Source organism: Arenimonas daejeonensis, from assembly GCF_007993735.1.
Taxonomy (GTDB): domain Bacteria; phylum Pseudomonadota; class Gammaproteobacteria; order Xanthomonadales; family Xanthomonadaceae; genus Arenimonas; species Arenimonas daejeonensis.
On sequence record NZ_CP042453.1, the window covers coordinates 471,443 to 495,304 of the forward strand.

General features: G+C 70.1%; 13 protein-coding genes and 8 pseudogenes. 8 read left to right on the forward strand and 13 right to left on the reverse strand.

The window, feature by feature from the left end; all coding sequences use genetic code 11:
• A pseudogene (locus tag FRZ33_RS02340) lies at positions 1-1,364 on the reverse strand (MATE family efflux transporter).
• Positions 1,365-1,422: 58 nt separating this feature from the next.
• On the opposite strand from FRZ33_RS02340, the gene FRZ33_RS02345 reads away from it, so the two are divergent.
• The 3 genes from FRZ33_RS02345 (at position 1,423) to FRZ33_RS15025 (ending at position 2,906) form a co-directional block, all read left to right on the forward strand.
• Positions 1,423-2,010, forward strand: a complete 588-nt coding sequence (locus tag FRZ33_RS02345) for a DUF3667 domain-containing protein (RefSeq protein WP_158637051.1) — start codon at positions 1,423-1,425, stop codon at positions 2,008-2,010.
• A gap of 96 nt (positions 2,011-2,106) precedes the next feature.
• A complete protein-coding gene (locus FRZ33_RS15020; RefSeq protein WP_158637052.1) occupies positions 2,107-2,592 on the forward strand; it encodes a hypothetical protein in 486 nt (161 codons plus the stop codon).
• Positions 2,589-2,906, forward strand: coding sequence for a DUF4286 family protein (locus FRZ33_RS15025; protein WP_158637053.1), 318 nt, complete (start codon positions 2,589-2,591; stop codon positions 2,904-2,906). The genes FRZ33_RS15020 and FRZ33_RS15025 overlap by 4 nt, the downstream gene beginning before the upstream one ends.
• On the opposite strand, the gene FRZ33_RS02355 is transcribed toward FRZ33_RS15025, so the two are convergent.
• Positions 2,900-3,562 (reverse strand): DUF3106 domain-containing protein, encoded by a 663-nt coding sequence (locus FRZ33_RS02355; RefSeq protein WP_158637054.1) that lies wholly within the window; start codon positions 3,560-3,562, stop codon positions 2,900-2,902. The genes FRZ33_RS15025 and FRZ33_RS02355 overlap by 7 nt on opposite strands.
• The gene (locus FRZ33_RS02360; RefSeq protein ID WP_146907381.1) at positions 3,552-4,409 is read right to left on the reverse strand and encodes a sigma factor-like helix-turn-helix DNA-binding protein; all 858 of its coding nucleotides are present in this window, start codon (positions 4,407-4,409) and stop codon (positions 3,552-3,554) included. Before FRZ33_RS02360 ends, FRZ33_RS02355 begins: the two co-directional genes overlap by 11 nt.
• A 462-nt stretch (positions 4,410-4,871) precedes the next feature.
• Here FRZ33_RS02360 and FRZ33_RS02365 point away from each other — a divergent pair, with 462 nt between their 5' ends.
• Positions 4,872-7,064 carry a primosomal protein N' gene (locus FRZ33_RS02365; RefSeq protein WP_146907383.1) on the forward strand — a complete coding sequence of 731 codons (2,193 nt, stop codon included), beginning with the start codon at positions 4,872-4,874 and terminating at the stop codon, positions 7,062-7,064.
• Between the two features lie 13 nt (positions 7,065-7,077).
• Positions 7,078-8,358, forward strand: a complete 1,281-nt coding sequence (locus tag FRZ33_RS02370) for an NAD(P)/FAD-dependent oxidoreductase (RefSeq protein WP_146907384.1) — start codon at positions 7,078-7,080, stop codon at positions 8,356-8,358.
• Here FRZ33_RS02370 and FRZ33_RS02375 read toward each other — a convergent pair.
• From FRZ33_RS02375 to rhlB, 7 genes and pseudogenes are all read right to left on the reverse strand, one after another.
• On the reverse strand, positions 8,331-8,798 hold the full coding sequence (locus FRZ33_RS02375) for a DUF1203 domain-containing protein (protein ID WP_146907386.1): 468 nt from the start codon (positions 8,796-8,798) through the stop codon (positions 8,331-8,333). The two genes, FRZ33_RS02370 and FRZ33_RS02375, sit on opposite strands and share 28 nt — an antisense overlap.
• 191 nt (positions 8,799-8,989) lie before the next feature.
• Positions 8,990-9,866 (reverse strand): annotated as a pseudogene (gene rpoH, locus FRZ33_RS02380) (RNA polymerase sigma factor RpoH).
• A gap of 120 nt (positions 9,867-9,986) precedes the next feature.
• Positions 9,987-10,699 (reverse strand): annotated as a pseudogene (gene ung / locus FRZ33_RS02385) (uracil-DNA glycosylase).
• 1 nt (position 10,700) lies between these two features.
• Positions 10,701-11,542: pseudogene (locus tag FRZ33_RS02390) on the reverse strand (response regulator).
• Between the two features lies 1 nt (position 11,543).
• Positions 11,544-12,524: a permease-like cell division protein FtsX gene (ftsX, locus tag FRZ33_RS02395; RefSeq protein WP_146907388.1), complete on the reverse strand. Its 981-nt coding sequence runs from the start codon at positions 12,522-12,524 to the stop codon at positions 11,544-11,546.
• Entirely contained in the window at positions 12,521-13,207 is a 687-nt protein-coding gene (ftsE, locus tag FRZ33_RS02400) for a cell division ATP-binding protein FtsE (protein ID WP_146907389.1), read from the reverse strand. The genes ftsX and ftsE overlap by 4 nt, the downstream gene beginning before the upstream one ends.
• A 125-nt stretch (positions 13,208-13,332) precedes the next feature.
• Positions 13,333-15,029: pseudogene (rhlB, locus tag FRZ33_RS02405) on the reverse strand (ATP-dependent RNA helicase RhlB).
• Between the two features lie 170 nt (positions 15,030-15,199).
• Here rhlB and trxA point away from each other — a divergent pair.
• Positions 15,200-15,526, forward strand: a complete 327-nt coding sequence (gene trxA / locus FRZ33_RS02410; protein WP_146907391.1) for a thioredoxin TrxA — start codon at positions 15,200-15,202, stop codon at positions 15,524-15,526.
• 186 nt (positions 15,527-15,712) lie between these two features.
• Positions 15,713-17,406 (forward strand): annotated as a pseudogene (gene rho / locus FRZ33_RS02415) (transcription termination factor Rho).
• Positions 17,407-17,449: 43 nt separating this feature from the next.
• Here rho and FRZ33_RS02420 read toward each other — a convergent pair.
• A complete protein-coding gene (locus tag FRZ33_RS02420; RefSeq protein ID WP_146907393.1) occupies positions 17,450-18,247 on the reverse strand; it encodes an energy transducer TonB in 798 nt (265 codons plus the stop codon).
• 134 nt (positions 18,248-18,381) lie between these two features.
• On the opposite strand from FRZ33_RS02420, the pseudogene FRZ33_RS02425 reads away from it, so the two are divergent.
• Positions 18,382-20,193 (forward strand): annotated as a pseudogene (locus tag FRZ33_RS02425) (monovalent cation:proton antiporter-2 (CPA2) family protein).
• Positions 20,194-20,200: 7 nt separating this feature from the next.
• Here FRZ33_RS02425 and FRZ33_RS17535 read toward each other — a convergent pair.
• A pseudogene (locus FRZ33_RS17535) lies at positions 20,201-23,500 on the reverse strand (ankyrin repeat domain-containing protein).
• Positions 23,493-23,747, reverse strand: coding sequence for a YcgL domain-containing protein (locus tag FRZ33_RS02440; protein ID WP_146907399.1), 255 nt, complete (start codon positions 23,745-23,747; stop codon positions 23,493-23,495). Before FRZ33_RS02440 ends, FRZ33_RS17535 begins: the two are co-directional and overlap by 8 nt.
• Between the last annotated feature and the right edge of the window lie 115 nt (positions 23,748-23,862).

Consider the following 23,862-nt stretch of genomic DNA (forward strand, 5'->3'; position numbering starts at 1 on the left):
TTAGGTCAGGGGCCCCACCGGCGTCAGCGGGCGCCGCGCCAGGCGCCAGAAGCGCCAGCCCAGCAGGCCAGCCGCCACGCTCAGGCCCAGGATCAGGCCGGTCCACAGGCCGGGTGCGCCCTGGCCGCGCACGATGCCCAGCCAATAGCCCAGCGGCAGGCCCAGGCCCCAGTACGCCAGCACGGTGATGAACATCGGCGCGCGCGTGTCCTTGAGCCCCCGCAGTGCGCCGGCGGACAACGCCTGGAAGCCGTCCGGGTACTGGAACACCGCGGCATAGGCCATCAGCAGGGCCGCCAGTGCCACCACCGCAGGATCGGGCGACACCAGCGAAGCCAGGGCCGCACCGCCGACCACCAGCACCACCGCCGACGCCGTCTGCGCCACCATCGCCAGCGAATAGCCGGCCGCCGCCGCCCAGCGCACGCCGGGCGCATCCCCCGCGCCCACCGCGTGCCCGACCCGCACCGTCGTCGCCATGGCCACGCCCAGCGGCACCATGAAGAACAGGCTGGCCGCCAGGATCGCCACCTTATGGTGCGCTGCCATCTGGGTCGTGCCCAGGTGCCGATGATCAACGCGGTGGCGACGAACAGGCTACCCTCCATGAACACCGACACGCCCATCGGCAGGCCCAGCGCCAGCAGGTCGCGGATCGGCCGCCAGCGCGGCGGATCGAAACGCGCAAACAGGCCCAGGTCGGCGAAACGCGGCGAACGCCACAGGTAGACCGCCAGGCCCAGCGCCTGGCCCCACAACACGGTGGCGACGGCATAACCCAGGCCCGCCGCACCGAGGTCGGCGATGAACATCAGCGTGTAACCCAGCGGCACCAGACCGGCCAGGCCGGACAGGCCCGCGACCATGGACGGAAAGGTCCAGGCCACGCCGTCGCTGAGATTGCGCAGGCAGAAATACAGCGCCAGGCCCGGCGCGCCCCAGCTGATCGCCTGCAGGAAGGCCACGGCTTCGGGCCGGGCCTCCGGGGTGATGCCCAGCGGCGTCAACGCGACCGCGCCCGCGCGCACCACCAGGATCAGGCCCAGGCCCAGCGCCAGCGCCAGCCACAGGGCCTGCCGGAACACGCCGCCGATCTCGCTGCGGCGGCCGGCGCCATTGAGCTGCGACACCGTCGGCGGCACCGCCATCAACACGCCGATGCTGACCAGGATCACCACCGACCACACCGCACTGCCGACACCGACCGCGGCCAGCGTGACCGGGCCATAACGTCCGGCCAGGACCGTGTCGACGATGTTCATGGCCATCGAAGAAAGCTGGCTCAGCACCAGTGGCAGCGCCAGCACGAAACTGACGCGCATCTCGCGCAGCAGGCGGGCCGCGCGGGTTTCGTTCTGGCTCATGGGGAGGGTCGCGGACCGGATGCCCGCTATATTACGCGCTGCCGACCTGGAGCCCGCCATGTCCATCCCGGAAACCGTTCCCGCCGACACCCCCGTACGCCGCTGCCAGAACTGCGGCGAAGTGCTGCTGGGCGAACACTGCTACGCCTGCGGCCAGCCGACCAAGGGCCTGGTGCGGCATTTCAGCAGCATCATCGGCGACTTCATGGATTCGGTGTTCGAGCTCGACTCGCGCATCCTGCGCACGCTCGGCCCGCTGCTCTACAGGCCCGGCTACCTGAGCGAGGAATATTTCGCCGGCCGGCGCGTGCGTTACGTCAGCCCGGTGCGGCTGTTCGTGTTCCTCAGCCTGTTCGCGTTCTTCGCCGCGCAGCTCAGTTTCGACATCGACGTGGACGAGGCCGAGACCGAAACACCCTCCAGCGAGACCGACCGCGGCACGACACAGATCAACCAGGCCACCACGGTGCCGGAAGTCGAACGCATCCGCGACGAAGTGCTGGCCGAGCTGAAGCAGGCCAGGAAGAAACCGCGGACGTGCCCGGCGTCGGCGTCGGCCTGGACGTGGCGGAAAAGGGCGTGGCCGCCGAGGCCGCACGCCGCATCCGCGACATCGAGGAAAGCGAACGCACCGGCAAGCCGCTGAAGGTGAGCGAGGACGAGGACGGCAACATCAGCTTCAACGGCACGCCCCTGGGACCCGGAAACCAACCCGCTGACCATCAGCTGGTTCTCCGAGGGCATGAACAGGAAGCTCAACGACCGCATCGGCCGCGCCGAGGGCAACATCGAACGCATCCAGAAGGACCCCAACCTGCTCAAGGACGCCTTCCTGTCCACCGTGCCGACCACGCTGTTCGTGCTGCTGCCGCTGTTCGCGGTGCTGCTCAAGGTGGTTTACCTGTTCAAGCGGCGCATTTACATGGAGCACCTGATCGTGGCGCTGCACAGCCACAGTTTCCTGTGCGCGTCGCTGCTGCTGGTGCTGCTGCTGGACGCGCTGTCTACCTGGACTTCGGGCATGCCCTGGCTGTCGCGGCCGCTGGGCTGGCTGGAGTTCGCGCTGATCGCCTGGATGCCGGTCTACCTGCTGCTGATGCAGAAGCGGGTGTACCGCCAGGGCTGGATCATGACCCTCTTGAAGTACTGCGTGCTGGGCATGTGCTACGTGTTCCTGATCTCGTTCGGCGCCAGCATCAGCCTGCTGATCAGCCTGGTGTCGATGTGAGCGCAGTGCTGTACGAGGTGACGCTGCGGGTCGAGCGCGCCGTCGCCGACGACTACCGCGACTGGCTGCACGCACACGCCCGGGAGATGCGGGCGCTGCCCGGGTTCCTCGAAGCACGCCTGAGCCAAGTGAGTGATCCCGCACCCGGCGACGAAACCGTGGTGTTCTGCTGCCACTACCGGCTGCAGGACGCGGCCGCGCTCGAGGCCTACCTGCGCGAGCACGCGCCGCGCATGCGCGCCGAGGGCGTCGAACGTTTTGGCGCGCGCTTCAGCGCGCAGCGGCGGGTGATGGTGGTGCTGGCCGACTACTGAGCCAGGCGGTCGCGGATCAGCGCTTCGCGCGCTCCCGGAGCAGCCGCCAGCAGCTCGCGGCGCAGGCGTTCGCGCTCGTTCGCGGGCAGGCGGCGCGCCAGCAGGGCCAGGTCGGCGCGTGCCGCCGGGCTCAACGCCCGCAGCAGGGCCAGCAGGCCCGCGCGCTCGCTTTCCGGCGTGTAGGCGAACAGCGGCCGCAGCTTGGCGAAATCGGCGCCGATGTCGGGCCCGAGCCACCATTCCTGGCGCTGGTCGGCGGGCAGGCTTTCGAAGGCATCACGCAACGCACGGCCCTGGTCGGGCGTGAGCGCGGCGATGCGCGCGGCGGCGGCGCGGACCCGCTCGCGTTCGGTCAGGGACAGCGCTTCCCAGGCGGCATAGGCGCCGCGGCGGCGGGCCCGTTCGGCCGGCGGCAGGGCATCCCAGTCGCGCATGCGCTGCAGCATCGCCTGCTGTTGTTCCGACGACAACGACAACCAATGGCGGGCATTGGCGCGCAGGCGCTGCTGCGTTTCCGCATCCAGGTCTGGCCAGGCGCCGGCAAGCGGCGCCAGCAGGCGACGTTCTTCCGGCGCCAGGGTCTGGAAGGCGGTCGCGGGCATCATCGCCAGCGCCAGCAGCAGGCCCGTCAGCAGCGTGCGCGGCTCAAGGCGCATCGTCGGCCTCCGTGGTCGACGGCTGGGCATCCGGCGCATCGGCGGCCGGCGCTGGTTCGGGCAGGGGATCGGCCTGCCCGGAGGCGACCCAGCTCAACAAAGCGAGTTCGGTGGCCAGGGCTTCGTCGTCCGGCGCGGCCAGCAGTGCGAAGTCGGGATGAGTCACCGGATCGGGTTCGACCGGCACCGCGGACACGTTTTCCGGCGGCAGCACCTGCGGGCCAACCTCGCGCGGCTCCGGCGACAGCAGGAAGGTGGCGGCGAAGGCCAACGCCAGCAGCACCAGCACTGTCCACAGCAGGCGGCCGGGCCACGGGGACGCTTGTGGCGGCCGCGGCTCCGCCTCCGCTTCGCCCTGCAGTACACGTTGGCGCAGCGCGGCCAGCGACGCCGTGCGGTCTTCGGGCAGGGTCTTTACCTGGCGGTGCAGGCGCTCGCGCAGCGCACTCAGCGCCGCGTAACTGATGTCGCCATCGCCCAGTTGCTGCAGCGCGCGCTGCAGCGCGAAGCGGTAGGTGGTTTCGGACACCCCCAGCACCTGCGCCGCATGCGGGAAGTCCAGGCCGGCGACGATGCGCAGCAGCAGGGCGGCGCGCGGACCGCTGCTCAGCGCGGAAAGCTCCGGCACCTGGCTCTCGCCCCCGGACAGCTCGGTCTGCGCCATCAGCAGCGACCAGAAGCCCGCCGGCCACGCCGACAGGGGGCTGACCGCGGACAGGCCGCGGAATGCGCGCATGGCGCGCCCCAGGGCTGCCTCGGCGGCTTCGTCGTCGCCGCACTGCAGTTCCACGAAAACGAAAGCCCGGCGCTCGATGCCCCGCAGGAATGCGGACAGGGCGGGCGACACGGGAGCAGGGGCGGAAACAGGGCTCGGGGGGCGGAAGTCACCCCCATTCTAGCCAGCAAGGCCCGCCTTCCACCCGGTTGACAGTGGCGAAAAGCCTGCTCCGCCAAGCCCGGTGCGGCTTCCGGCGTGGAACGTTGTGCACAGCGCCAAAGCCTGGCCACCAAACGCACGGCTTCTGTCCCTGAAGTCACGAATGACCGAATTGTGAAAACCGTAACTTGTTGATTGCGAAGAACTATGACGCCTTGGTTAAAAAATCGCCAACCCGGGTACAGGCCCTTTCACAAGGGGGTGCGCAGCCCTGATCGGAGGGACTTCCACAGACTTATCCACAATCCGTGTGGATAAGGGAGTTTCGGTTTTGTGAACAGTGGCTTAGCAAGCATTCGTGACCCCGTTGGCAACAATGACCCGCAAGTTGGGCCACGGGCCGCCACAAGCCCTACAGGCTAGACTGGCGCCATGCCCGAGACCCCCGAACCCGCGCTGCGCGTCGCCCTTCCGGTGCCGCTGCCCCGCCTGTTCGACTACCGGCCGCCGGCCGGAGAGCGCGCCGGGGCGGACTGGATCGGTTGCCGGGTGCGGGTGCCCTTCGGTCGCGGCGAAGGGGAACAGGTTGGCGTGGTCGTGGCCGTGGGCCCGCCCGAGGCGCCGCCGGACAGCCTCAAGCCGGTGCTGGCCCGCCTGGACACCGAGGCCCTGCTCACCGGCGAGCTGTTCGAGAGCCTGCGCTGGGCCGCGGGCTACTACCACGCCCCCTTGGGAGAGGTGCTGGCGACCGCCCTGCCCGGCCCACTGCGCGGTGGCCAGGAATTGCCGGAAACCGCCCGCTTCGGCTGGCGGCTGACCGAGGCCGGCCTGGCCGCAGCCAAGGGCCCCGGCCGCGAAGGCAAACCGCGGCAGCTGCTGCTGGCCCTGGCCGCCCGCGCGCTGGGCGAAGACCTGCTCGACACGCAGATCCCGGACTGGCGTGCCGCGGCGCGCAGCCTGGCGCAACGCGGCCTGGCCGAACGTGTCGCGCTGGCCGGCAGACCCGAACCCGCGCCGGTCGCGTCCGCGCCAGAGCTGATGCGCGGCCAGGCGGATGCCCTCGCGGCGATCCGCGAAGGCCAGGGCTTCCGTGCCCTGCTGCTGGAAGGCGTCACTGGCAGCGGCAAGACCGAGGTCTATCTGCAGGCCATCGCCGACGCACTCGCCGCCGGCCGCCAGGCGCTGGTGCTGGTGCCGGAGATCGGGCTGACGCCGCAGGCGCTGGCGCGTTTCCGCAGCCGGCTCGGCGTGCCCGTGCTCGCGTACCACTCCGGCCTGGCCGACGGTGAACGTGCGCGCGCCTGGACGGCGATGTCGCGCGGGGAAGCACGGGTGCTGGTGGGCACGCGTTCGGCGGTGTTCTGCCCGTTGCCCGAAGCCGGCCTGATCGTGGTGGACGAGGAACACGACGCTTCCTACAAACAGCAGGACGGCATCCGCTACCACGCCCGCGACCTGGCGCTTGTACGCGCCAGCAAGCTCGGCGTGCCGGTGATCCTGGGCAGCGCCACGCCGTCGCTGGAATCGCTGCACAACGCGCTGCAGGGCCGTTACCGCCACCTGCGCCTGACCCAGCGCGCCGGCAGGGCGCGGCCGCCGGCGGTGCGCGTGCTGGACGTGCGCAAGCGCCCGCTGGTCAACGGCCTGTCGGAAGAACTGCTCGCCGCGGTCGGCGCCTGCCTGGCGCGCGGCGAACAGGCGCTGGTGTTCAAGAACCGCCGCGGTTACGCCCCGGTGCTGATCTGCCACGACTGCGGCTGGAGCGCGCACTGCAAACGCTGCGACGCCGCGATGACCGTGCACACCGGCGGCCGCCGTCTGGTCTGCCACCACTGCGGCGCGCGCGCGACGCCGCCGAATGCCTGCCCCGACTGCGCCAGCCTGGCGCTGATGCCGCAGGGCGCCGGCACCGAACGTATCGAACAGGCGCTGGCGGAACGGTTCCCGGAGGCCCGGCTGGTGCGCGTGGACCGCGAGACCACGCGCCGCCGCGACGCCATCGGGAAGATCCTCGAGGACTTCGGCGAACACTCCGGCATCCTGGTCGGCACCCAGATGCTGGCCAAGGGCCATGACCTGCCGCGGCTGACCCTGGTGGCCGTGGTCGGCGTGGACGAGGGCCTGTTCAGCGCCGACTTCCGCGCCGGCGAAAAACTCGCGCAGCTGCTGATCCAGGTCGCCGGCCGCGCCGGCCGCGCGGAACTGCCGGGTGAGGTGGTGCTGCAGACCCATCATCCCGAACATCCGCTGCTCAACACGCTGCTGGCGGGTGGGTATCCGGCGGTTGCCGCACTGCAGCTGGCCGAACGCGAGGCCGCGCAGTTCCCGCCCTACGCTTACCTGGCGCTGCTGCGCGCCGAAGCGCCGACCGAAGGCGACATGCAGGCATTCCTGCGCGAGGCGCGCGATGAATTTTCCCCGCGCGAAGGACTTTGGTTGAACGGCCCGATGCCGGCACCGATGGCCCGCCGCGCCGGCATGGCGCGCGGCCAGCTGCTGCTCGGCGCCGGCCAGCGCGCGCCGCTGCACGCGGCGCTGCACGACTGGCTGCCGCGGCTGCAGGCGCTGAAGTCCGCGCGCCGCGTGCGCTGGTCGCTGGACGTGGATCCCACGGATCTCTACTGACGGACCCCTGACCATGGAAACAACGAACAGCATTCCACATGTGTTGGTGCTCGGTGGCGGCTTCGGCGGCCTGTGGGCGACCCGCGCGCTGGCGTCGGCACCGGTGCGCATCACGCTGGTGGACCGCACCAACCACCACCTGTTCCAGCCGCTGCTGTACCAGGTCGCCACCGCCGGTCTGTCGGCGCCGGACATCGCCGCGCCGCTGCGGCACATCCTGCGCCGGCAGAAGAACGTGACGGTGCGGCTGGACGAGGCGCTGGCGATCGATCTGGACGCACGTCGCGTGCAACTGGCCCAGGGCGAGCTCGACTACGACTACCTGCTGGTCGCCACCGGGGCGACGCATGCGTATTTCGGCAAGGACGAGTGGGCGGAGCATGCGCCTGGGCTGAAGACGCTCGACGATGCGTTGGCGATCCGCAGTCGGGTGTTGGCGGCTTTCGAAGCGGCTGAGCGGGAGGATGATGCTGAACGTCGGCGCCTTTGGCTCAACTTCGTCGTGATCGGCGGCGGACCGACCGGCGTCGAGCTCGCAGGCACCCTGGCCGAGATCGCGCGGCATACCCTGCCGCGAGAGTTCCGCCGCGCCGATGTACGCAGCGCGCGCGTGCACCTGGTCGAGGCGGGGCCCCGCGTGCTGGCGGCGATGCCTCCGGACCTGTCGGAGAAGACACGCCTGCAGCTGCAGAAGCTGGGCGTCGAAGTGCACACCGGCGAACCCGTTACTTCAATCGACGCCGACGGCGTGTCGATGGGCACCACACGCATCGACAGCCACAGCGTACTGTGGGCGGCGGGCGTGGCCGCGTCGCCGCTGGGCCGCCAGCTCGGCGTGGCGACCGACCGCGCGGGCCGCGTGCCGGTGGCGCCCGACCTCTCGCTGCCCGGGCACCCGGAAGTGTTCGTGCTGGGCGACCTGGCCAGCGTGCAGCAGGACGGCAAACCGGTGCCGGGCGTCGCGCCCGCCGCCAAGCAGATGGGCGCGCACGTCGCCGGCGTGATCCGCGACCGCCTGCGCGGCGGCGCCGGCCACGCATTCCGCTACCGCGACTACGGCAACCTGGCGACCATCGGCCGCATGGCGGCCGTGGTGCACTTCGGCAAGCTGAAACTTTCCGGCCTGCTGGCCTGGTGGTTCTGGCTGGTCGCCCACCTGTTCTTCCTGATCGGTTTCCGCAACCGCATCATCGTGCTGGTGAACTGGGGCTGGTCGTACTGGACCTACCAGCGGCACGCGCGGATCATCGTCGGGCGCGGCGAAACTCAGGCGCGGTCCACGCGGGCGGCGTAACAGCCGCGACCGGCGTTGTGCACGTGCAGGAAGGCGACGTCGGCGTCGGCGAACAACTCGCCGATCTGCGCCTCCAGCGTTTCACCCTGGACCACGCGGCCGTGGCGCATGAAGCCGGCGGCGTCGTAGGCACGCACCGACAGCGTGCGGCGGCGCTGCTGCAGCGGCACCACGTCGATGGCGTCGAAGGTCTCCAATGCGTTCTCGCGGATGAAGATCGGGCCGTTGCCGCGGTAGGGCGTGTCGCCGTCCAGGTGGGTCCAGTTGAGCAGCAGCAGGGACTCACCGGGCTGGGCGTCCTCGAGCGTGATGCGGCAGGGGTATCCGGGAAAACTGTCGGCAATCACGCGGCGGGCACCGTGTGCGGCCAACGCCTGGTCATCGAGTCCACGCAGGTGGGCGAAAGCTTCGGCCGGAAGGCCGGTGATGCGGAAGGACATAGGGACTCCGGGGTTGGGATGATGGTCGCCATGTTCGGCCGCGACGAAGCGCGTCGCTATCCGGATCCTGCGCATTTCAGCGCGTTCGCTGCCTGCGTATGGATCCCGGCGTGTCATCCCGGGAATCACGACCCCGAAAACAGAAAGCCCCGCCTGAGCGGGGCCTTCCAATGTCGTCCGACCTGCGTGGTTCAGGCCGCGAACAGGGCCCGCATCTTCTTGAGCGCGTTCGCCTCGATCTGGCGGATGCGTTCGGCGCTGACGCCGTACTCGTCGGCCAGTTCCTGCAGGGTCGCCTTCGGCTCGCCCAGGAAACGGCGCTTGAGGATGTCGCGCGAACGCGGGTCGAGGTCGGACAGGCCCTCGCGCAGCAGCTCGAGCTGGTCGTCCTCGTGGCTTGCGCGCTCGTAGGCCATCGCCGGGTCGTCGCCGTGGTCGCGCAGGTAGGCGACCGGGGACGGCGGCGCGTCGTCGTTGGCGTCGTCCGGCGCGTCGAAGCCGATGTCACGACCGCTCAGGCGCGACTCCATCTCCAGCACTTCGCGCTTGGAGACGTTGAGGTCCTTGGCCACCGCGGTGACTTCGGCGTCGTTCATCCAGCCCAGGCGCTTCTTGGACTTGCGCAGGTTGAAGAACAGCTTGCGCTGCGCCTTGGTGGTGGCGACCTTGACGATGCGCCAGTTGCGCAGGATGAACTCGTGCATCTCGGCGCGCACCCAGTGCACGGCGAACGACACCAGCCGCACGCCCCTGGTCGGGGTCGAAACGCTTGACCGCCTTCATCAGGCCGATGTTGCCTTATGGATCAGGTCGCCCATGCCCAGGCCGTAGCCCTGAGTAACCCCGGGCCACGTGCACGACGAAACGCAGGTGCGACATCACGAGCGCCTTGGCGGCGTCGAGGTCTTCTTCGTCGCGGTAGCGGCGCGCCAGCGCCTGCTCGTCCTCGACGGTGAGCACGGGCACGCGGTTGACCGCCGAGATGTAGGCGTCCAGCGAACCCAGCGCACTCGGGATCGGCAGGTTGTTGGCGATCAGGGCAGTGGTGGTCATGCGGTCCTCTTTCATGGGCGGGAGTTTAGCACCCGGGTTGGAGTGCCAAATAGGCCGGAAGTTCCCTGTCCGTTCCATTCATGGAACAGTCAACTCCCCAGCGCTCGGATTCATCTGGGGCCGGCAGGTCCGGGTTCAAGCCCCGGCCAGCAGCGCCTCGACCTCGGCCCGGGGCGGCAGGGCCCAGTCCACCGGCGCCTTGCCCCCGCCCTGCAGCCAGCGGTTGGCCTTGCCGAAGTGGCCGCAGCCCAGGAAACCCCGGTGCGCCGACAGGGGCGAGGGATGCGGGGCGCGCAGGACGCAGTGCCGGCGCGGATCCACCAGCTTGCCCTTGGCCTGGGCGTAGCTGCCCCAGAGCAGGAAGACCAGGCCTTCGCGCTCGCGGTCCAGGGCCTGGATGGCGGCGTCGGTGAAGCCCTCCCAGCCCTTGCCCTGGTGGGCGCCGGCGCGGCCGTCCTCGACCGTCAGCACGGCATTGAGCAGCAGCACGCCCTGCCGGGCCCAGGGCAGCAGGCAGCCGTGGTCGGGCACCGGCAGGCCCAGGTCGGCCTTCAGTTCCTTGTAGATGTTCTGCAGCGAGGGTGGCACCGGCACGCCGGGCAGCACGGAAAACACAGGCCATGGGCCTGGCCGGGGCCGTGGTAGGGGTCCTGGCCCAGGACCACCACCTTCACCTGGTCGAAAGGCGTGGCGTCGAAGGCCGAGAAGATCTGCGGACCGGGCGGAAAGATGTGTTTGCCGCGGGCCTTTTCCTGACGCAGGAAGGCAGAGAGTTCCTGCATGTCGGGGCGCTGCAGGTAGTCGCCGATCCGGGCCTTCCAGGACGGCTCCAGGCGGATCTCGCCCACCTTACTTGCCGAGTTTGTCGCGCAGCATCCGGCCGACCCGCAGCTGGAACAGCAGCTTGGTCACCAGCAGGCGTTCCTCGATGGGCTTCTGCACCAGGTCGTTGGCGCCGGCACGCAGCAGGTCGCTCTGGTTGGCCGGGTTGGCGTCGCCGGTCATCACCAGCACCGGCAGCAGGCCCTTGGCATAGGCGAAGTCGTGGCGGATCGAGTGCAGCAGGTCCTTGCCGGTCAGTTCGCCCTTCAGATAGACGTCGGTTAGCACGACATCCGGGCCGGGCACCTTGCCTGGGCCTTGGCGGTTTCCAGGTGGGCGATGGCGTCCTCGACGCCGGTGGCGTGGGTGACGGTGAGGCCATGTTTTTCCAGCATGCGGCGGGTGGCCATGGCCACGACGCGGCTGTCCTCGACGTACAGCACTTCACCACCTGCTTCGGTTTCAGGTGCCACATAGCCCTTGATGAAGGCGGCCAACGCGTTGAAACCGAGCGACTTGTCGAAATAGTCGGTCACGTCGTCGCTGATCGAACGGCTTTCCAGCCGCTCCTGCACGTCGCCGGAGACCACGATGATCGGGATGTAGGCCTGGGGCGTGTGTTCGCGCAGGTAACGGGCCAGGTCCAGGCCGTCCATGTCGGGCAGGCGCAGCGCCGTGGTGACCAGGTTGACCGCGCCCGCCTGCAGGGCCGCCTTGGCTTCCTCGCCGGTTTCGCAGCCGACGAACTCCAGGCCCGGCAGCTGCTGGCGCAGTACGCCCTCGATCATCTTGCGCACGACCTTGGAGCCGTCCACGACCATGATGCGCGGATTCGAGGTATCGAAGCTTCGGAAAGCGGGGCTGTTCATGTCACACGTCCGTGGGACGGGTCCGGCGTAGATGATGCCCGGTTGCGAGCCATGCGCCCAGCCACCCCATCGCCACGGCCCCCGCCAGCAGGGCCAGGCTGCCTTGCCAGCCCGGGCCGGAAAGTGCGAACTGGCTCCCATAACTGGCCACGAGGGCCGACAGCCGTCCCTGCAGCAGCCCGCCGGCGATCACCAGCAGGACGCCAGCGGAAAGACCGGCCGCCAGGCCGTACCAGGCGCCCAGGTACAGGAACGGCCGGCGCACGAAGGCGTCGGTGGCACCGAGATGCTGCAGCACGGCAATTTCCTCGCTGCGCGCGCCGATATCCAGGCGCACCGTGTTGCCGACCACCAGCAGCACGCCCAGGCCCAGCAGGGCCGCGACCACCTGCACCACGCGTTCGCCAAAGGCCAGCCAGGCCGACAGGCGCTGCCGCCACACGGCGTCATGCTGGACGATGTCGGCCTGCGGCAGTTCGCGCAGGTCGGCGGCCAGGGTGTCGCCGTCGCCGGTGGGCTGGACCACCAGCACCGTGGGCAACGGATTTTCTTCCAGCACGTCGAGCGCGCCGGCGAGGTCGCTCATCGCACGGAATTCCTCGAGGCCCTCTTCCGGCGTGCGCACGGTGACGGCGGCGACGTCGGGGCGTTGGCCGATGCCGGTGGCGAGCTCACGCGCCTGCTCCTCGCTTACGTCGGCCTTGAGGAAAACACCGATCTCGCGCGATTCGCTGACGCTGCCGGAGAACCGCTCGATATTGCCCAGCGCCAGGCCCAGGCCCAGCGGCAAGGCGATGGCGATCGCCATCACGCCCACGGTGAGGCCGGTGGCGAACGGACGCTTGGCCAGCCGGCCCAGGCTGGAGACCAGCGAATACAGGTGCTGTTCGCGCCAGGCGCGCAGACGACCGCCGAGGCTGCCGGTCTTCACCCGTTCGGCGGCGGCCGGCTTCACGGCGGGTTTGGCAGCCTTGGCGTTCATGCCGCCAGGTCCTCGGGCGAGATGTCGTCGAGCAGCTTGCCGTGGTCGAGCACCAGCACGCGCCGGCGCATGCGCTTGACCAGGGCCAGGTCGTGGCTGGCGACGATGACGGTGGTGCCCGGGGCCGGCAGCGAGGCGAACAGCTGCATGATCTCGGCCGCCAGTTGCGGGTCGAGGTTGCCGGTGGGTTCGTCGGCGACCAGCAGTTGCGGCTGGGCGACGATGGCGCGGGCGATGCCCACGCGCTGCTGTTCGCCGGTCGAGAGCTGCAGCGGCAGCGAACGTTCGCGTTCGCCCAGGCCGACCTTGTCCAGCACCGCGCGCACCCGCTTGCCGACTTCGGCGCCGGGCGTGCCGGCGATCAGCAGCGGCAGCGCCACGTTGTCGAACACGCTGCGGTCGGTGAGCAGGCGGTGGTCCTGGAACACCACGCCGACCTGGCGCCGGTGCAGCGGCACCTTGCCACCGCGCACCTTGCCCAGGTTGCGCTCATTCACCAGCACGGTGCCGCGGCTGGGCCGCTCGGACAGATGCACCAGCCGCAGCAGGGTGGACTTGCCGGCGCCGGAATGGCCGGTGACGAACAACATCTCGCCTTCTTCGACGCTGAAGCTGACATCGCTCAGCGCCGGCGGCGTGCCGGGATAGGCCTTGGTGACGTTGTCGAAGCGGAGCAGGGCCATGCGGATCGCGGTTGGCGGGGACACGCGCAATCTAGCAGACACGATGAAATGTAGGAGGGCCTTCAGGCCCGAGACTCTTGGCGAAGCGCTTCGGGCCTGAAGGCCCTCCTACAGGTTCCGCAACGTCAGTGACCGGTCGGCGGCGAACGTTTGACCAGCGACTTCAGGCCCGCCTTGATCCGGCCCAGCAGTGACGGCTTCTCGGACGACGGCGCGGCGGCAGGCGCCGAACCTTCCGGCTTGCGCTCGCTGCGCGGCTTGCCGCCGGTATCGGCCTGGACGGCACCGTCGCCGACCGGACGACCACCGCGACGGCGGCGACGCTTGCGGGCCGGTGCGTTCGGATCGACCTGCATCGGCGACGACGGCGCCGGGCGCTGGGCCGGACGTTCGACGGCCGTTTCGACAGCGCCTTCGGCCGCGACCACCGCTGGCTTGCGCTCACGATGCGCGCCGGGGCGCGGGCCGCTGCGTTCGCGCGGGCCGCCGCCAGGCCGGCCACCATCGCGACCTCCGCCGCTGCGGCCACCACGGCCGCCACGACGCTCGTCTTCGGCCGCCTTGGCCTCGCGCACCTCGCGGAAGATGGCGCTGACGCTCTCGCCGTCCTCGTCGCCTTCCACCGGCGCCCGCGGGGCGCGCGGCACAGGGATCAGCAGCTCCTTCTCGACCTGGGCCACCGGCAGCTTCTGCTCGATGTAGGCCTCGATGTCGGGCAGCGACATGGCGTAACGCTCGCAGGCGAAGCTGATCGCGTCGCCCTCGGCGCCCAGGCGCGCGGTGCGGCCGATGCGGTGCACGTAGTCCTCGGCGTCGAACGGCAGGTCGTAGTTGTAGACGTGCGACACGCCGTCGATGTGCAGGCCGCGGGCGGCCACGTCGGTGGCGACCAGGATGTCGAGCTGGCCCTTCTGGAAACGCGCCAGCAGGGTCTCGCGCTTCTTCTGCGGCACGTCGCCGGAAAGCACGCCGACGCGGAAGCCCGCGCGTTCCAGGCCGCGCGCGACACGCTCGACCCAGACCTTGGTGTTCACGAACACCATGGTGCGGTGGCCCTCGCTGCGGGTCAGCAGGCCGATCAGCAGCGGGATCTTCTCTTCGTCGGCCGGGAAATACACCAGCTGGCGCACCTTGGCCGCGGTGATGAACTCGGTCTCGACCACGAGCTTCTCGGGCTCGTTCATGTGCTCGTAGGCCAGCTCCAGCACGCGGTGGCTGAGGGTGGCGCTGAACAGCAGGGTCTGGCGCTCGGTGCGGATCGGCATGCGCCGCAGCAGGAAGCGGATGTCCTTGATGAAGCCCAGGTCGAACATGCGGTCGGCTTCGTCGAGCACGCAGACTTCGCAGGCGTGCAGCGAGACCACCTTGTGCTGCTTGACGTAGTCGATCAGGCGGCCCGGGGTGGCGATGATCACGTCCACGCCCTGCTGCAGCAGCTCGCGCTGCTTGTCGTAGTCCACGCCGCCGTAGATGGGGCGAAACGCAGGCCCAGCTCGTTGCCGAACTTCACCGCGTCCTTGTGGATCTGGATGGCCAGCTCGCGGGTCGGCGCCAGGATCAGGGCGCGCGGGTCCTCGGGCTTGCGGTCGGCCAGGGCCGGGCGGGTCAGCAGCCGGTTCATCAGCGCGACCAGGAAGGCCAGGGTCTTGCCGGTGCCGGTCTGGGCCTGGCCGGCGACGTCACGTCCCGCCAGGGCGATCGGCAGGGTCAGCGCCTGGATGGGGGTGCAGCGGGTGAAACCTGCGGATTCGAGGCCGGCCTGTAGCGACGGATGCAGCTCGAAGTTTGAAAACGCGATATCGGTCAGCGGTTTATCGGACATGGGGTTCTCTGGATGCGCGGCTCTGCGCTTGCGCGGCCAGCCCGGCGGGTCGCAAACTGCGGGCATCCGGGGCGGCGGCTAGACGGTTGAAAGTCGGTCGAAAGCGCCCCAGTTTACCCCAACGGCGGCCCCAACCGGCCGCATCCCCAAATAAATCAGGAGTTTGACGCATGAGCGACCAGGTGCTTCATGTGGGTGATGCCGACTTCGAGGCCCAGGTGCTCAAGTCCGATACGCCCGTGCTGGTGGATTTCTGGGCCGAGTGGTGCGGCCCCTGCAAGATGATCGGCCCGATGGTCGACGAACTGGCCGACACCTACGCCGGCAAGGTCAAGGTGGTGAAGCTCAACATCGACCACAACCCGATGACCCCGCGCCAGTATGCGGTGCGTGGCATCCCGACCCTGCTGATGTTCAAGGACGGCAAGGTGCAGGCGACCCAGGTCGGCGCGGTCGGCAAGGCCCAGCTGGCGCAGTTCATCGACAAGGCGCTCTGAGCGCCCGACCGGTCGCGGGCGGTGTCCGACACGCCCGCGACCCCGGTCCCCGAGCAGGTCCGGGCTCCGCGCGGCTTGTCGCCGCGGCCCCCACGGTGTTAGCGTTACCTCAATCACGCGCCGCTGGCGCCGATCTTCTGCAGCATCCCCTTCCTCCCCCACGCTCGCGTTCGCGAGGTGAATTCCGTGTCCGAAAACGAAAACGAAACCGGCCCCAGCGCCGAGAAGCGTCCGCGCAAACCGCGTGCCGCCAATCCCAATCCTGCACCTGCGGCCGATACGCCCGCGCCTTCCTCCCCCGCTCCCGAACGCAGCCATGAAGCTCCGGCTCCTGCGGCCGCGCCCGCGTCCGGCGGCGGCGGTGAACCGTCGCAGGGCGGTGGTGGCGGTGGCGAAAGCCAAGGCGCCCCCGCGAAGGTGGCGGCGAAGAAGGCGGCATGCGCGAAGGCCGCAACCGCCATCGCCGCGACCGCTTCCGCGACAAGCGCGACCGCTTCCGCGACCGCGACCGCCCCCGCGAGGGCGGCGGCGGTGACGACGAGGCCGGCAATGCCGGCGGCAATGGCGGCGGCGAACGCAACGACCGCCCGATGCCGCAGCTGCCGCCGGACTTCCCGGTCTACAGCCTCAACGACCTCAAGCGCATGCCGGCGCACAAGCTGCTGGAGATCGCCGACAAGCTGAGCCTGCATGAGGGCGTGGCCCGCATGCGCAAGCAGGACGTCACCTTCGCGCTGCTGAAGGTGCTGACCCGCCACCCGGCCGGTGTCGCCGGCGACGGCGTGCTGGAGATCCTGCCCGACGGTTACGGCTTCCTGCGCTCGGACGATGCGAGCTACCTGGCCGGCCCGGACGACGTCTACATCTCGCCCAGCCAGATCCGCCGCTTCAACCTGCGCACCGGCGACCACATCGCCGGCCGCATCCGCAGCCCGAAGGACGGCGAGCGCTACGTCGCGCTCAACATCGTCGACACCATCAACGGCGAACCGCCGGAGGCGTCGAAGGGCAAGGTGCTGTTCGAGAACCTGACCCCCCTGTTCCCGCGCGAGCGTTTCCGGCTCGAGCGCGGCAACGGCAGCTCCGAAGACATCACGGGCCGCGTCATGGACCTGATGTCGCCGATCGGCAAGGGCCAGCGCGCCCTGATCGTCTCGCCGCCCAAGGCCGGCAAGACCATGCTGATGCAGAACGTGGCCCAGGCCATCCTGCACAACCACCCGGACGTGCACCTGATCGTGCTGCTGATCGACGAGCGCCCGGAAGAAGTGACGGAGATGCAGCGCAGCGTGCGCGGCGAAGTCATCTCGTCCACCTTCGACGAGCCGGCCGCGCGCCACGTGCAGGTCGCCGAGATGGTGATCGAGCGCGCCAAGCGCCTGGTCGAGCACAAGAAGGACGTGGTGATCATGCTCGACTCGATCACCCGCCTGGCCCGCGCCTACAACACCGTGGTGCCGAGCTCGGGCAAGGTGCTGACCGGCGGCGTGGACGCCAACGCCCTGCACCGCCCGAAGCGTTTCTTCGGCGCCGCGCGCAACGTCGAGGAAGGCGGTTCGCTGACGATCATCGCGACGGCCCTTGTGGAAACGGGCTCGAAGATGGACGAGGTGATCTACGAAGAGTTCAAGGGCACCGGCAACAGCGAAGTGCACCTGGACCGCCGCATCGCCGAGAAGCGCGTCTACCCGGCCATCAACATCAACCGCTCCGGCACCCGCCGCGAAGAGCTGCTGATCGAGCCGGACATGCTGCAGAAGATCTGGATCCTGCGGAAGCTGCTGCACCCGATGGATGAGCTGGCCGCGATGGAATTCCTGCTCGAGAAGATGAAGAACACCAAGTCCAACGACGAGTTCTTCAGTTCGATGAAACGCTGATCACCAGCAAGAAAAAAGCCCCGCGGTCGCGGGGCTTTTTGCCTCAACCGCCCAGCGGCGTGAGCAGTTTCCAGCGTCCGGACGACTCCGAGCCGCCCACGCCCAGCGTCACGACGTCGGGCGAGGATTTTTCCAGCGTCACCCATGCCGGCACGTCGACCGGCACGCTGCGCGTGCGGATCCAGCGTTCGCCGCGGGTGCCGGGCGGCCTGAAGCGGACCGGCACCGTCACCACGCCGTTTTCGTAGCCGGGCAGACGCCATGCTTTCGCGACCTTCTCCGAGGCGCGGCTGAAGTTTTCGGCGTGGCGGCCGGCCTGGGTGCCGACATCGTCGCCGAACAGGTCAATGCTTTCCGTGGCGACCTCGGCCACGCGCCCCTCGGCATCGAGACGGAGGATCAGGTTCACCTGCGCACCGACGCCGCGAGCGACCTCCTCGGTCGGATAGCGCGGTGCCACGAGCCTGTTGGAAGCCTTCTGCATCGCCGCCTGGGTCGGAGGATCCTTGAACTGCACGTGCTCGAAGCCCAGGCGTATGCCGTCCTCGCCGGGCTGGCGGACCACGACCAGGGCAAGCGACAGGTAGGCCTTCGCCCGCACCGGCTGGCCGTTCTCGACGATCGGCTCGAAACGCCATTGCCGGATGCGCTCTTCGAAACCCTGCATCACTTCGTCGCCGAGTTTCCTGCGGTCCACGGAAAGTTCCGCGACGCGGCCCTCTTCGTCGATGGTCATCTCGCCCGTGGTCTGGGCGGTAAATACCTCCCGCTCTTCCTTGGCCACCGCCGGCGCCGAGACCACGGCGCCCAACAACAGCAATGCAGCGAAAATGCTCTTCATCGTCAATCCGTCGCAGGAAACTGGGACGGAAGTACACCATCGCGCCTGCCCCAGGTTCAATGCCGCATGGCCAGGCCGTCGCCTGCCCCTGACCAGGTTAGCCGAACTGCCATTCCTTGACGCATAATCCGCCCATGCATGGCACCGACGGATATCTCGGCATCATCCTGATCCTGCTGGTCGCCGCGGTGATCGCGGTGCCGATGTTCCGCCGACTCGGGCTCGGGGCGATCCTGGGTTATCTGGTGGCCGGCGTGGTCATCGGCCCCGACGGCCTGAAGCTGGTGCCCGACCCGGAGGACGTGCTGGCCACGTCCGAGTTCGGCGTGGTCATGCTGCTTTTCATCATCGGCCTGGAGCTGAGTCCACCGCGTCTGTGGGTGATGCGCCGGCAGGTGTTCGTCACCGGCGGCCTGCAGGTGCTGCTGTCGGCGGCCGTGATCGGCCTGCTGGTGACCACTTCGTTCGCGGGCTGGAAGGGGCCGGCGGTGGTGGGCCTGGGCCTGGCGCTGTCGTCCACCGCGGTTGGCCTGCAGTTGCTGGCCGAGCGCAAGGAACTCGGCCACGAACACGGGCGGGTGGCCTTCGCCATCCTGCTGTTGGGACCTGGTGGCGATCCCGTTGCTGGCGGCGATCCCGCTGCTGGGCCAGGCCAAGGCGCTGCAGCAGTCGTCGCCGCCGATGGACGCGGTGATCACCGCCATCGGCGCGATCATGCTCGTGGTGATTGGTGGCCGCTTCCTGTTGCGCCACCTGCTGCGCGTGGTCCCACGGGCCCGGATGGTCGAGGTGTTCACCGCCACGGCGCTGCTGGTCGTGGTCGGCAACGCCTGGCTGATGCAGCAGGCGGGCCTGTCGATGGGCCTGGGCGCCTTCCTGGCCGGCGTGCTGCTGGCCGATTCCGAATTCCGGCACGAGCTGGAGTCGCATATCGAGCCGTTCAAGGGCCTGTTCCTTGGCCTGTTCTTCATCGCCGTGGGCATGAGCATCGACCTGGGCGTGATCGCCGACGAACCAGCCCTGATCGCCGGCGGCGTGGCCATGCTGCTGCTGGTGAAGACGCTGGTCCTGGTCCTGGTCGGGCGGCTGGCCGGTGGCGTTTCGATGCGCAGCGCGCTGATGCTGGGTGCGGTGCTGGCGATGGGCGGCGAGTTCGGCTTCGTGGTGTTCGCCGAGGCGATCCGGGCCGGGCTGATCGAGGACGCGATGCGCGACCGGCTGTTCGCCGTGATCGGCCTGTCCATGGCGGCCACGCCGCTGGCGCTGCTGGCGGTGTCGCGCTGGATGAAGGATCACCCGGAGATCCGCGCCGAACGCGAACCCGACATGATCGACCACGAGCACCCGCGGGTGATCATCGCCGGTTTCGGCCGCATGGGGCAGATCGTCGGCCGCATGCTGCGTGCGCAGAAGATCCCGTTCACGGCCTGGAGACCAGCGCCGAACAGATCGAGTTCCTGCGCCGGTTCGGCAACAAGATCTACTTCGGCGACCCGGCCCGGCCCGAGCTGCTGCGCGCCGCGCACGCCGACCGCGCCGAGGTGTTCGTGCTCACCACCGACGACCCGGACGCCAACATCCGCACCGCCCGCATCGTGAAGCGCCTGTTCCCGCACCTGAAGGTGTACGCCCGCGCCCGCAACCGCCAGCACGCCTTCAAGCTGATGGACATGGACGTGCAGGTGACGCGCGAGACCTTCCACTCCAGCCTGGTGATGGGCCAGCGGGTGATGGAGGCCCTGGGCGTGCCGCCCGCGGAAGCCGCGCGCAACACCCAGCGGTTCCGCGAGCACGACGAGGCTGCTGCGCCAGTAGCACCTGGTCTACGACGACGAAGCGGCGCTGGTGGCCTCGGCCAGGAGGCGCAGCGCGAATTGGAAACGCTGTTCGAAGCGGACGTGGCGCCGACAGACGGCGACGGCGACGACGGCGACGCCGGGCGCTGATCGCCCGTCAGCGCGGATCGCGCAGGAAACGCGCCAGCGACGGCGCACCGCCGCTACGTGCCGGCTCGAACTCCGAGGCCACGTCGACGAAGCCGCGCAGTACGGCGATGTCGTGCGGCGTCCGGCCCAGGCCGTCGCGGGCCTGGCGGTTGGCGCCCTCGCGCAGCAGGCGCTGCACCACGCGCGGCAGGCCATGCAGGGCCGCCAGGTGCAGCGAGGTGAAACCCCGCGGGTCCTGCGCTTCCAGGTTCACGTCTTCGGCCAGCAGGCGCTCCAGCGCCGCCAGCAGTACTTCCTCGTCGCAGGCGGTGCCGGGCTCGGCGCGCGCACCGAGCAGCAGCAGCAACGGTGTCTGGCCGGCGGCGGTCGGCTCGTCCGGCGAGACGTCCGCCAGCAGCAGCACGTCCACCAGGGCCAGCACACGCTGGCGGTCGCGCGACGAAAACGCGTGCAGCGCGGCGCAGTGCAGCGGGCCCAGGCCCCTGGGCGTCGCGCGCCTGGGCATTGGCGCCATGCGCGAGCAGGCGCGAGATCAGTTCCGGCTGGCCGAGTGCGGCGGCCAGCATCAAGGGGGTCACATCGCCGGGAAGCGACAGGTCGGGCGCGGCGCCGGCCCGCAGCAGCTTATCCACCACGCCGACATGGCGCATGCTGATCGCGGCGGACAGCGGCGTGGCGCCGGTGCGCGCCGCCAGCGCGGTGTCGGCGCCGCGTTCAAGCAGCAGCGCCACCACCACGTCATGGCCACCGCCGGCGGCACGCAGCAACGCGCTGCAGCCCTGCGCGTCGGTGCCGTCCACCGGCAGGCCGAGCTCGAGCAGGCGCAGCACGGCTTCGGCGTCGCCGGCCATCGCCGCGGACGGCAGGTCGGCCGCCTGCAGGGCGCGGCCCGGCAGCTGCCACTGGCGCCATTCGAGCCAGTGCGAAAGTTCACGGCGGTCGGCGGCCAGCGCCAGTCCCAGTGGCGTCTGGCCGTCGGGTGCGGCCAGCGCGGGCGAAGCGCCGTGGCGGATCAGCACGCGCAACGCGCTCTCGCGGCCCAGCGTGGCGGCGCAGTGCAGCGCGGTGTGGCCGCGGCCGTCGCGGGCATTGGGATCGGCGCCGGCGGCCAGCAGCGCCTCGGCCAGACGCAGCCAGCCCAGGCGGATCGCCAGGCCCAGCGGCGGATCGGCGGGCGCACCACCAAAGGCGTCGGCGCCGCGTTCGAGCAGCATCAAGGCCAGGTGTTCGTGACCTCGACTGGTGTGCTCGGCGTCCATGCAGGCCTGCAGCCAGCGTGCCAGGCCGCCACGGCCGCCGACCGGCTGGCCACGCTCAAGCAGGCGGTGCAGGGCCGAAGCCGCGTGGCCGCCACGACCGAGCAGGTGGAACAGCACGCTGTCCTCGCCGTCGATCAGCAGGTCGGCGCTGGCGCCATGGCGCAGCAGCCATTCCAGCGCCACGCCCTCGCCTTCGCCGGCGAACTCCAGCAGCAGCGAGGCCAGGCCGCGCGCATCCGGGCCGGCACCGAGGCGCAGCATGGCCTCGGCCGATTCGCGCCGGTCGGCCAGCAGGGCCTCGCGCAGCAGTTCACGCGGGGTCTTTTCGAAATGGCCTTCCGACAGGCCCTCGGCGACGCTGGCCGGCAGCGGATAGGCCGGGTCGAGCACGGCCACCAGCGGCCAGCGGCCGCTGCCCAGGCGTATTCGAGCGCGCGCCGGCCATCCTGGTCGCGCTGTTCCGGATTCACGCCGAGTGCGATCAGGTGGCGCAGGAATTCCGGCGACACGCCGGCTTCCGCAGCAAGCACCAGGGCGTTGCGGCCGCGCGCATCGGCGGCCAGCACGTCCGGACGGGACTGGGCCAGGCGCGCCAGCACGCCGGCGTGGCCGCCGCGGGCGGTTTCCAGCAAGGCGGTCAGATCATCGGCATCACGCGCGTTGCGGTCGGCGCCGGCGTCGAGCAGTTCACCGACGATCTCGGCGTTGCCGGCGGCACAGGCGTTCAACAGGGCCGTGCGCTGGCGCGCGCCGCGTGCGTCCACCCGGGCCTTGTGTCGCAGCAGCAGCTGCACGCCGGCGGCATCGTCGTCACCCGCGGCCGCGGCCAGCAGCGCCGGCTGGCCGTCCTTGGGTTCGGGCTTGGCGCCGCGTTCGATCAGGAACCGCGCCAGGCGCCAGTTGCCCGCGGCGCAGGCGATGCCCAGCGGGCTGAAACCTTCGGCATTGAGTGCTTCCAGCGACGCGCCGGCATCCAGCAACAGCGCGGCCACCGCGGCGTCGGTGCTGCGTGCGGCGTGATGCAGCGGGGTATTGCCCTCGGCATCGGCGCGACGGGCATCGGCGCCATTCGCCAGCAGGGTCATCACCGCTTCCGGGCGACCGTGCCAGCTGTCGCGGGTGGCGGCCAGCAGCGGCGTCAGGCCGGCGTGTTCGGCGTTCAGGTCGACGCCGCGCGCGATCAGTTCGCGCAGCAGGCGCAGGTCGCCAAGCAGGGCCGCCAGCATCGGCAGCGTGCGCTGGTCGCGCTCGTCGGCGGCCGGCACGGCGGTGGGATCGGCGCCAGCGTCCAGCGCCGCCAGTGCGACCTCGATCCGGCCGGCCTGGACGGCGGCATAAAGCTGCGCATCGGGATCATCGTCGTCCGCGAGCAGGTCGGGCGCGAATCCGGCATCGGCATCGTCGTCGCCATGGATCGGCAGCGACATCACCGACGGTTGCGCGGGTGCGGCACCGAAGCGCTGCAGGACGTAGTGGGCCAGCAAGGCCGAGGCCAACTGCAGCAGCACGGCGGGCAGGCGCAGGTGACCCGGCACCAGGCCCGGCCAGGCCAGCAGAAGCCCGCCGGCCAGCACCACGAACACCATCAATGCGACCAGGAATCCGCGGCCGGCGTCTGCCGGACCCGCCGATCCCACCGCCGCCGCCAGGGCCGGCAACCGGGCATCCGCCCGCTCCGACAGGCCGAAGGCCGGCCAGGCGCGCCACAGGCAGAGCAGGGCCGCGCCCGCCATGCCGCTCAGGGCCAGAGCCGACGCCAGCGAACCGGTGTCCCGCAAGGCCGCCAGCGGCCAGCCCGCCGCCAGCGCCAGGCCGGCGAAACCCGCCGCCCACAGCACCGCCAGCGAAACGGCGTCCCGGCGACCCGCCAGGTCCAGCCCGGCGACCGGGCGCAGGCCGCGCACCGCACCCAGGCCCGGGGCCAACGCCGGTTGCGCCAGCCAGCTGCCCAGCAGGGCCGCCGGATGCGCCCACAAGGGCAGCAGCGACAGGGCGGCGCCAAGCGCCAGCCAGGACCAGGCCAGGGCGGTGCGGCGGGCCTCAGCCATCGACCAGGGGATCAAGCATGGTGGGCGGGAACTGCAGGTGGTAACCCTGCGCCAGCAGGTTGGCGCGCACCACGGCGGCGTCGGCGCGGGCCAGCTTGCGGTTTTCGGTCAGCGCCAGTTCGAGCACGAAGACCAGCTCGCCCAGCGGCGCCCGCACCGGCTCGGGCAATACGGCGAAATCGTCCTGTTTGCGCAGGTAGAGATAGGTGTCGGGCTTGCGCAGGGATTTGTAAACGTAGGTTTGCATGGGCGCGCCGGGAGATTCGGGCGATTGTCGCCGCAAACGCCAGATGGGAAAAGCAGCACGGGCGACGCCGCCACTGGCTTTGTTAGGCTTGCCGGCCTGTTTGAACCCCGGAGCC

Excerpts from the sequence above, each read along its gene's own strand:
- FRZ33_RS02345 (WP_158637051.1), top strand. The coding sequence starts at position 1,423 with ATGTCCATCCCGGAAACCGTTCCCGCCGACACCCCCGTACGCCGCTGC.
- FRZ33_RS15020 (WP_158637052.1), top strand. The coding sequence starts at position 2,107 with ATGAACAGGAAGCTCAACGACCGCATCGGCCGCGCCGAGGGCAACATC.
- FRZ33_RS02355 (WP_158637054.1), bottom strand. The coding sequence starts at position 3,562 with ATGCGCCTTGAGCCGCGCACGCTGCTGACGGGCCTGCTGCTGGCGCTG.
- FRZ33_RS02365 (WP_146907383.1), top strand. The coding sequence starts at position 4,872 with ATGCCCGAGACCCCCGAACCCGCGCTGCGCGTCGCCCTTCCGGTGCCG.
- FRZ33_RS02370 (WP_146907384.1), top strand. The coding sequence starts at position 7,078 with ATGGAAACAACGAACAGCATTCCACATGTGTTGGTGCTCGGTGGCGGC.
- FRZ33_RS02375 (WP_146907386.1), bottom strand. The coding sequence starts at position 8,798 with ATGTCCTTCCGCATCACCGGCCTTCCGGCCGAAGCTTTCGCCCACCTG.
- ftsX (WP_146907388.1), bottom strand. The coding sequence starts at position 12,524 with ATGAACGCCAAGGCTGCCAAACCCGCCGTGAAGCCGGCCGCCGCCGAA.
- ftsE (WP_146907389.1), bottom strand. The coding sequence starts at position 13,207 with ATGGCCCTGCTCCGCTTCGACAACGTCACCAAGGCCTATCCCGGCACG.
- trxA (WP_146907391.1), top strand. The coding sequence starts at position 15,200 with ATGAGCGACCAGGTGCTTCATGTGGGTGATGCCGACTTCGAGGCCCAG.
- FRZ33_RS02420 (WP_146907393.1), bottom strand. The coding sequence starts at position 18,247 with ATGAAGAGCATTTTCGCTGCATTGCTGTTGTTGGGCGCCGTGGTCTCG.
- FRZ33_RS02440 (WP_146907399.1), bottom strand. The coding sequence starts at position 23,747 with ATGCAAACCTACGTTTACAAATCCCTGCGCAAGCCCGACACCTATCTC.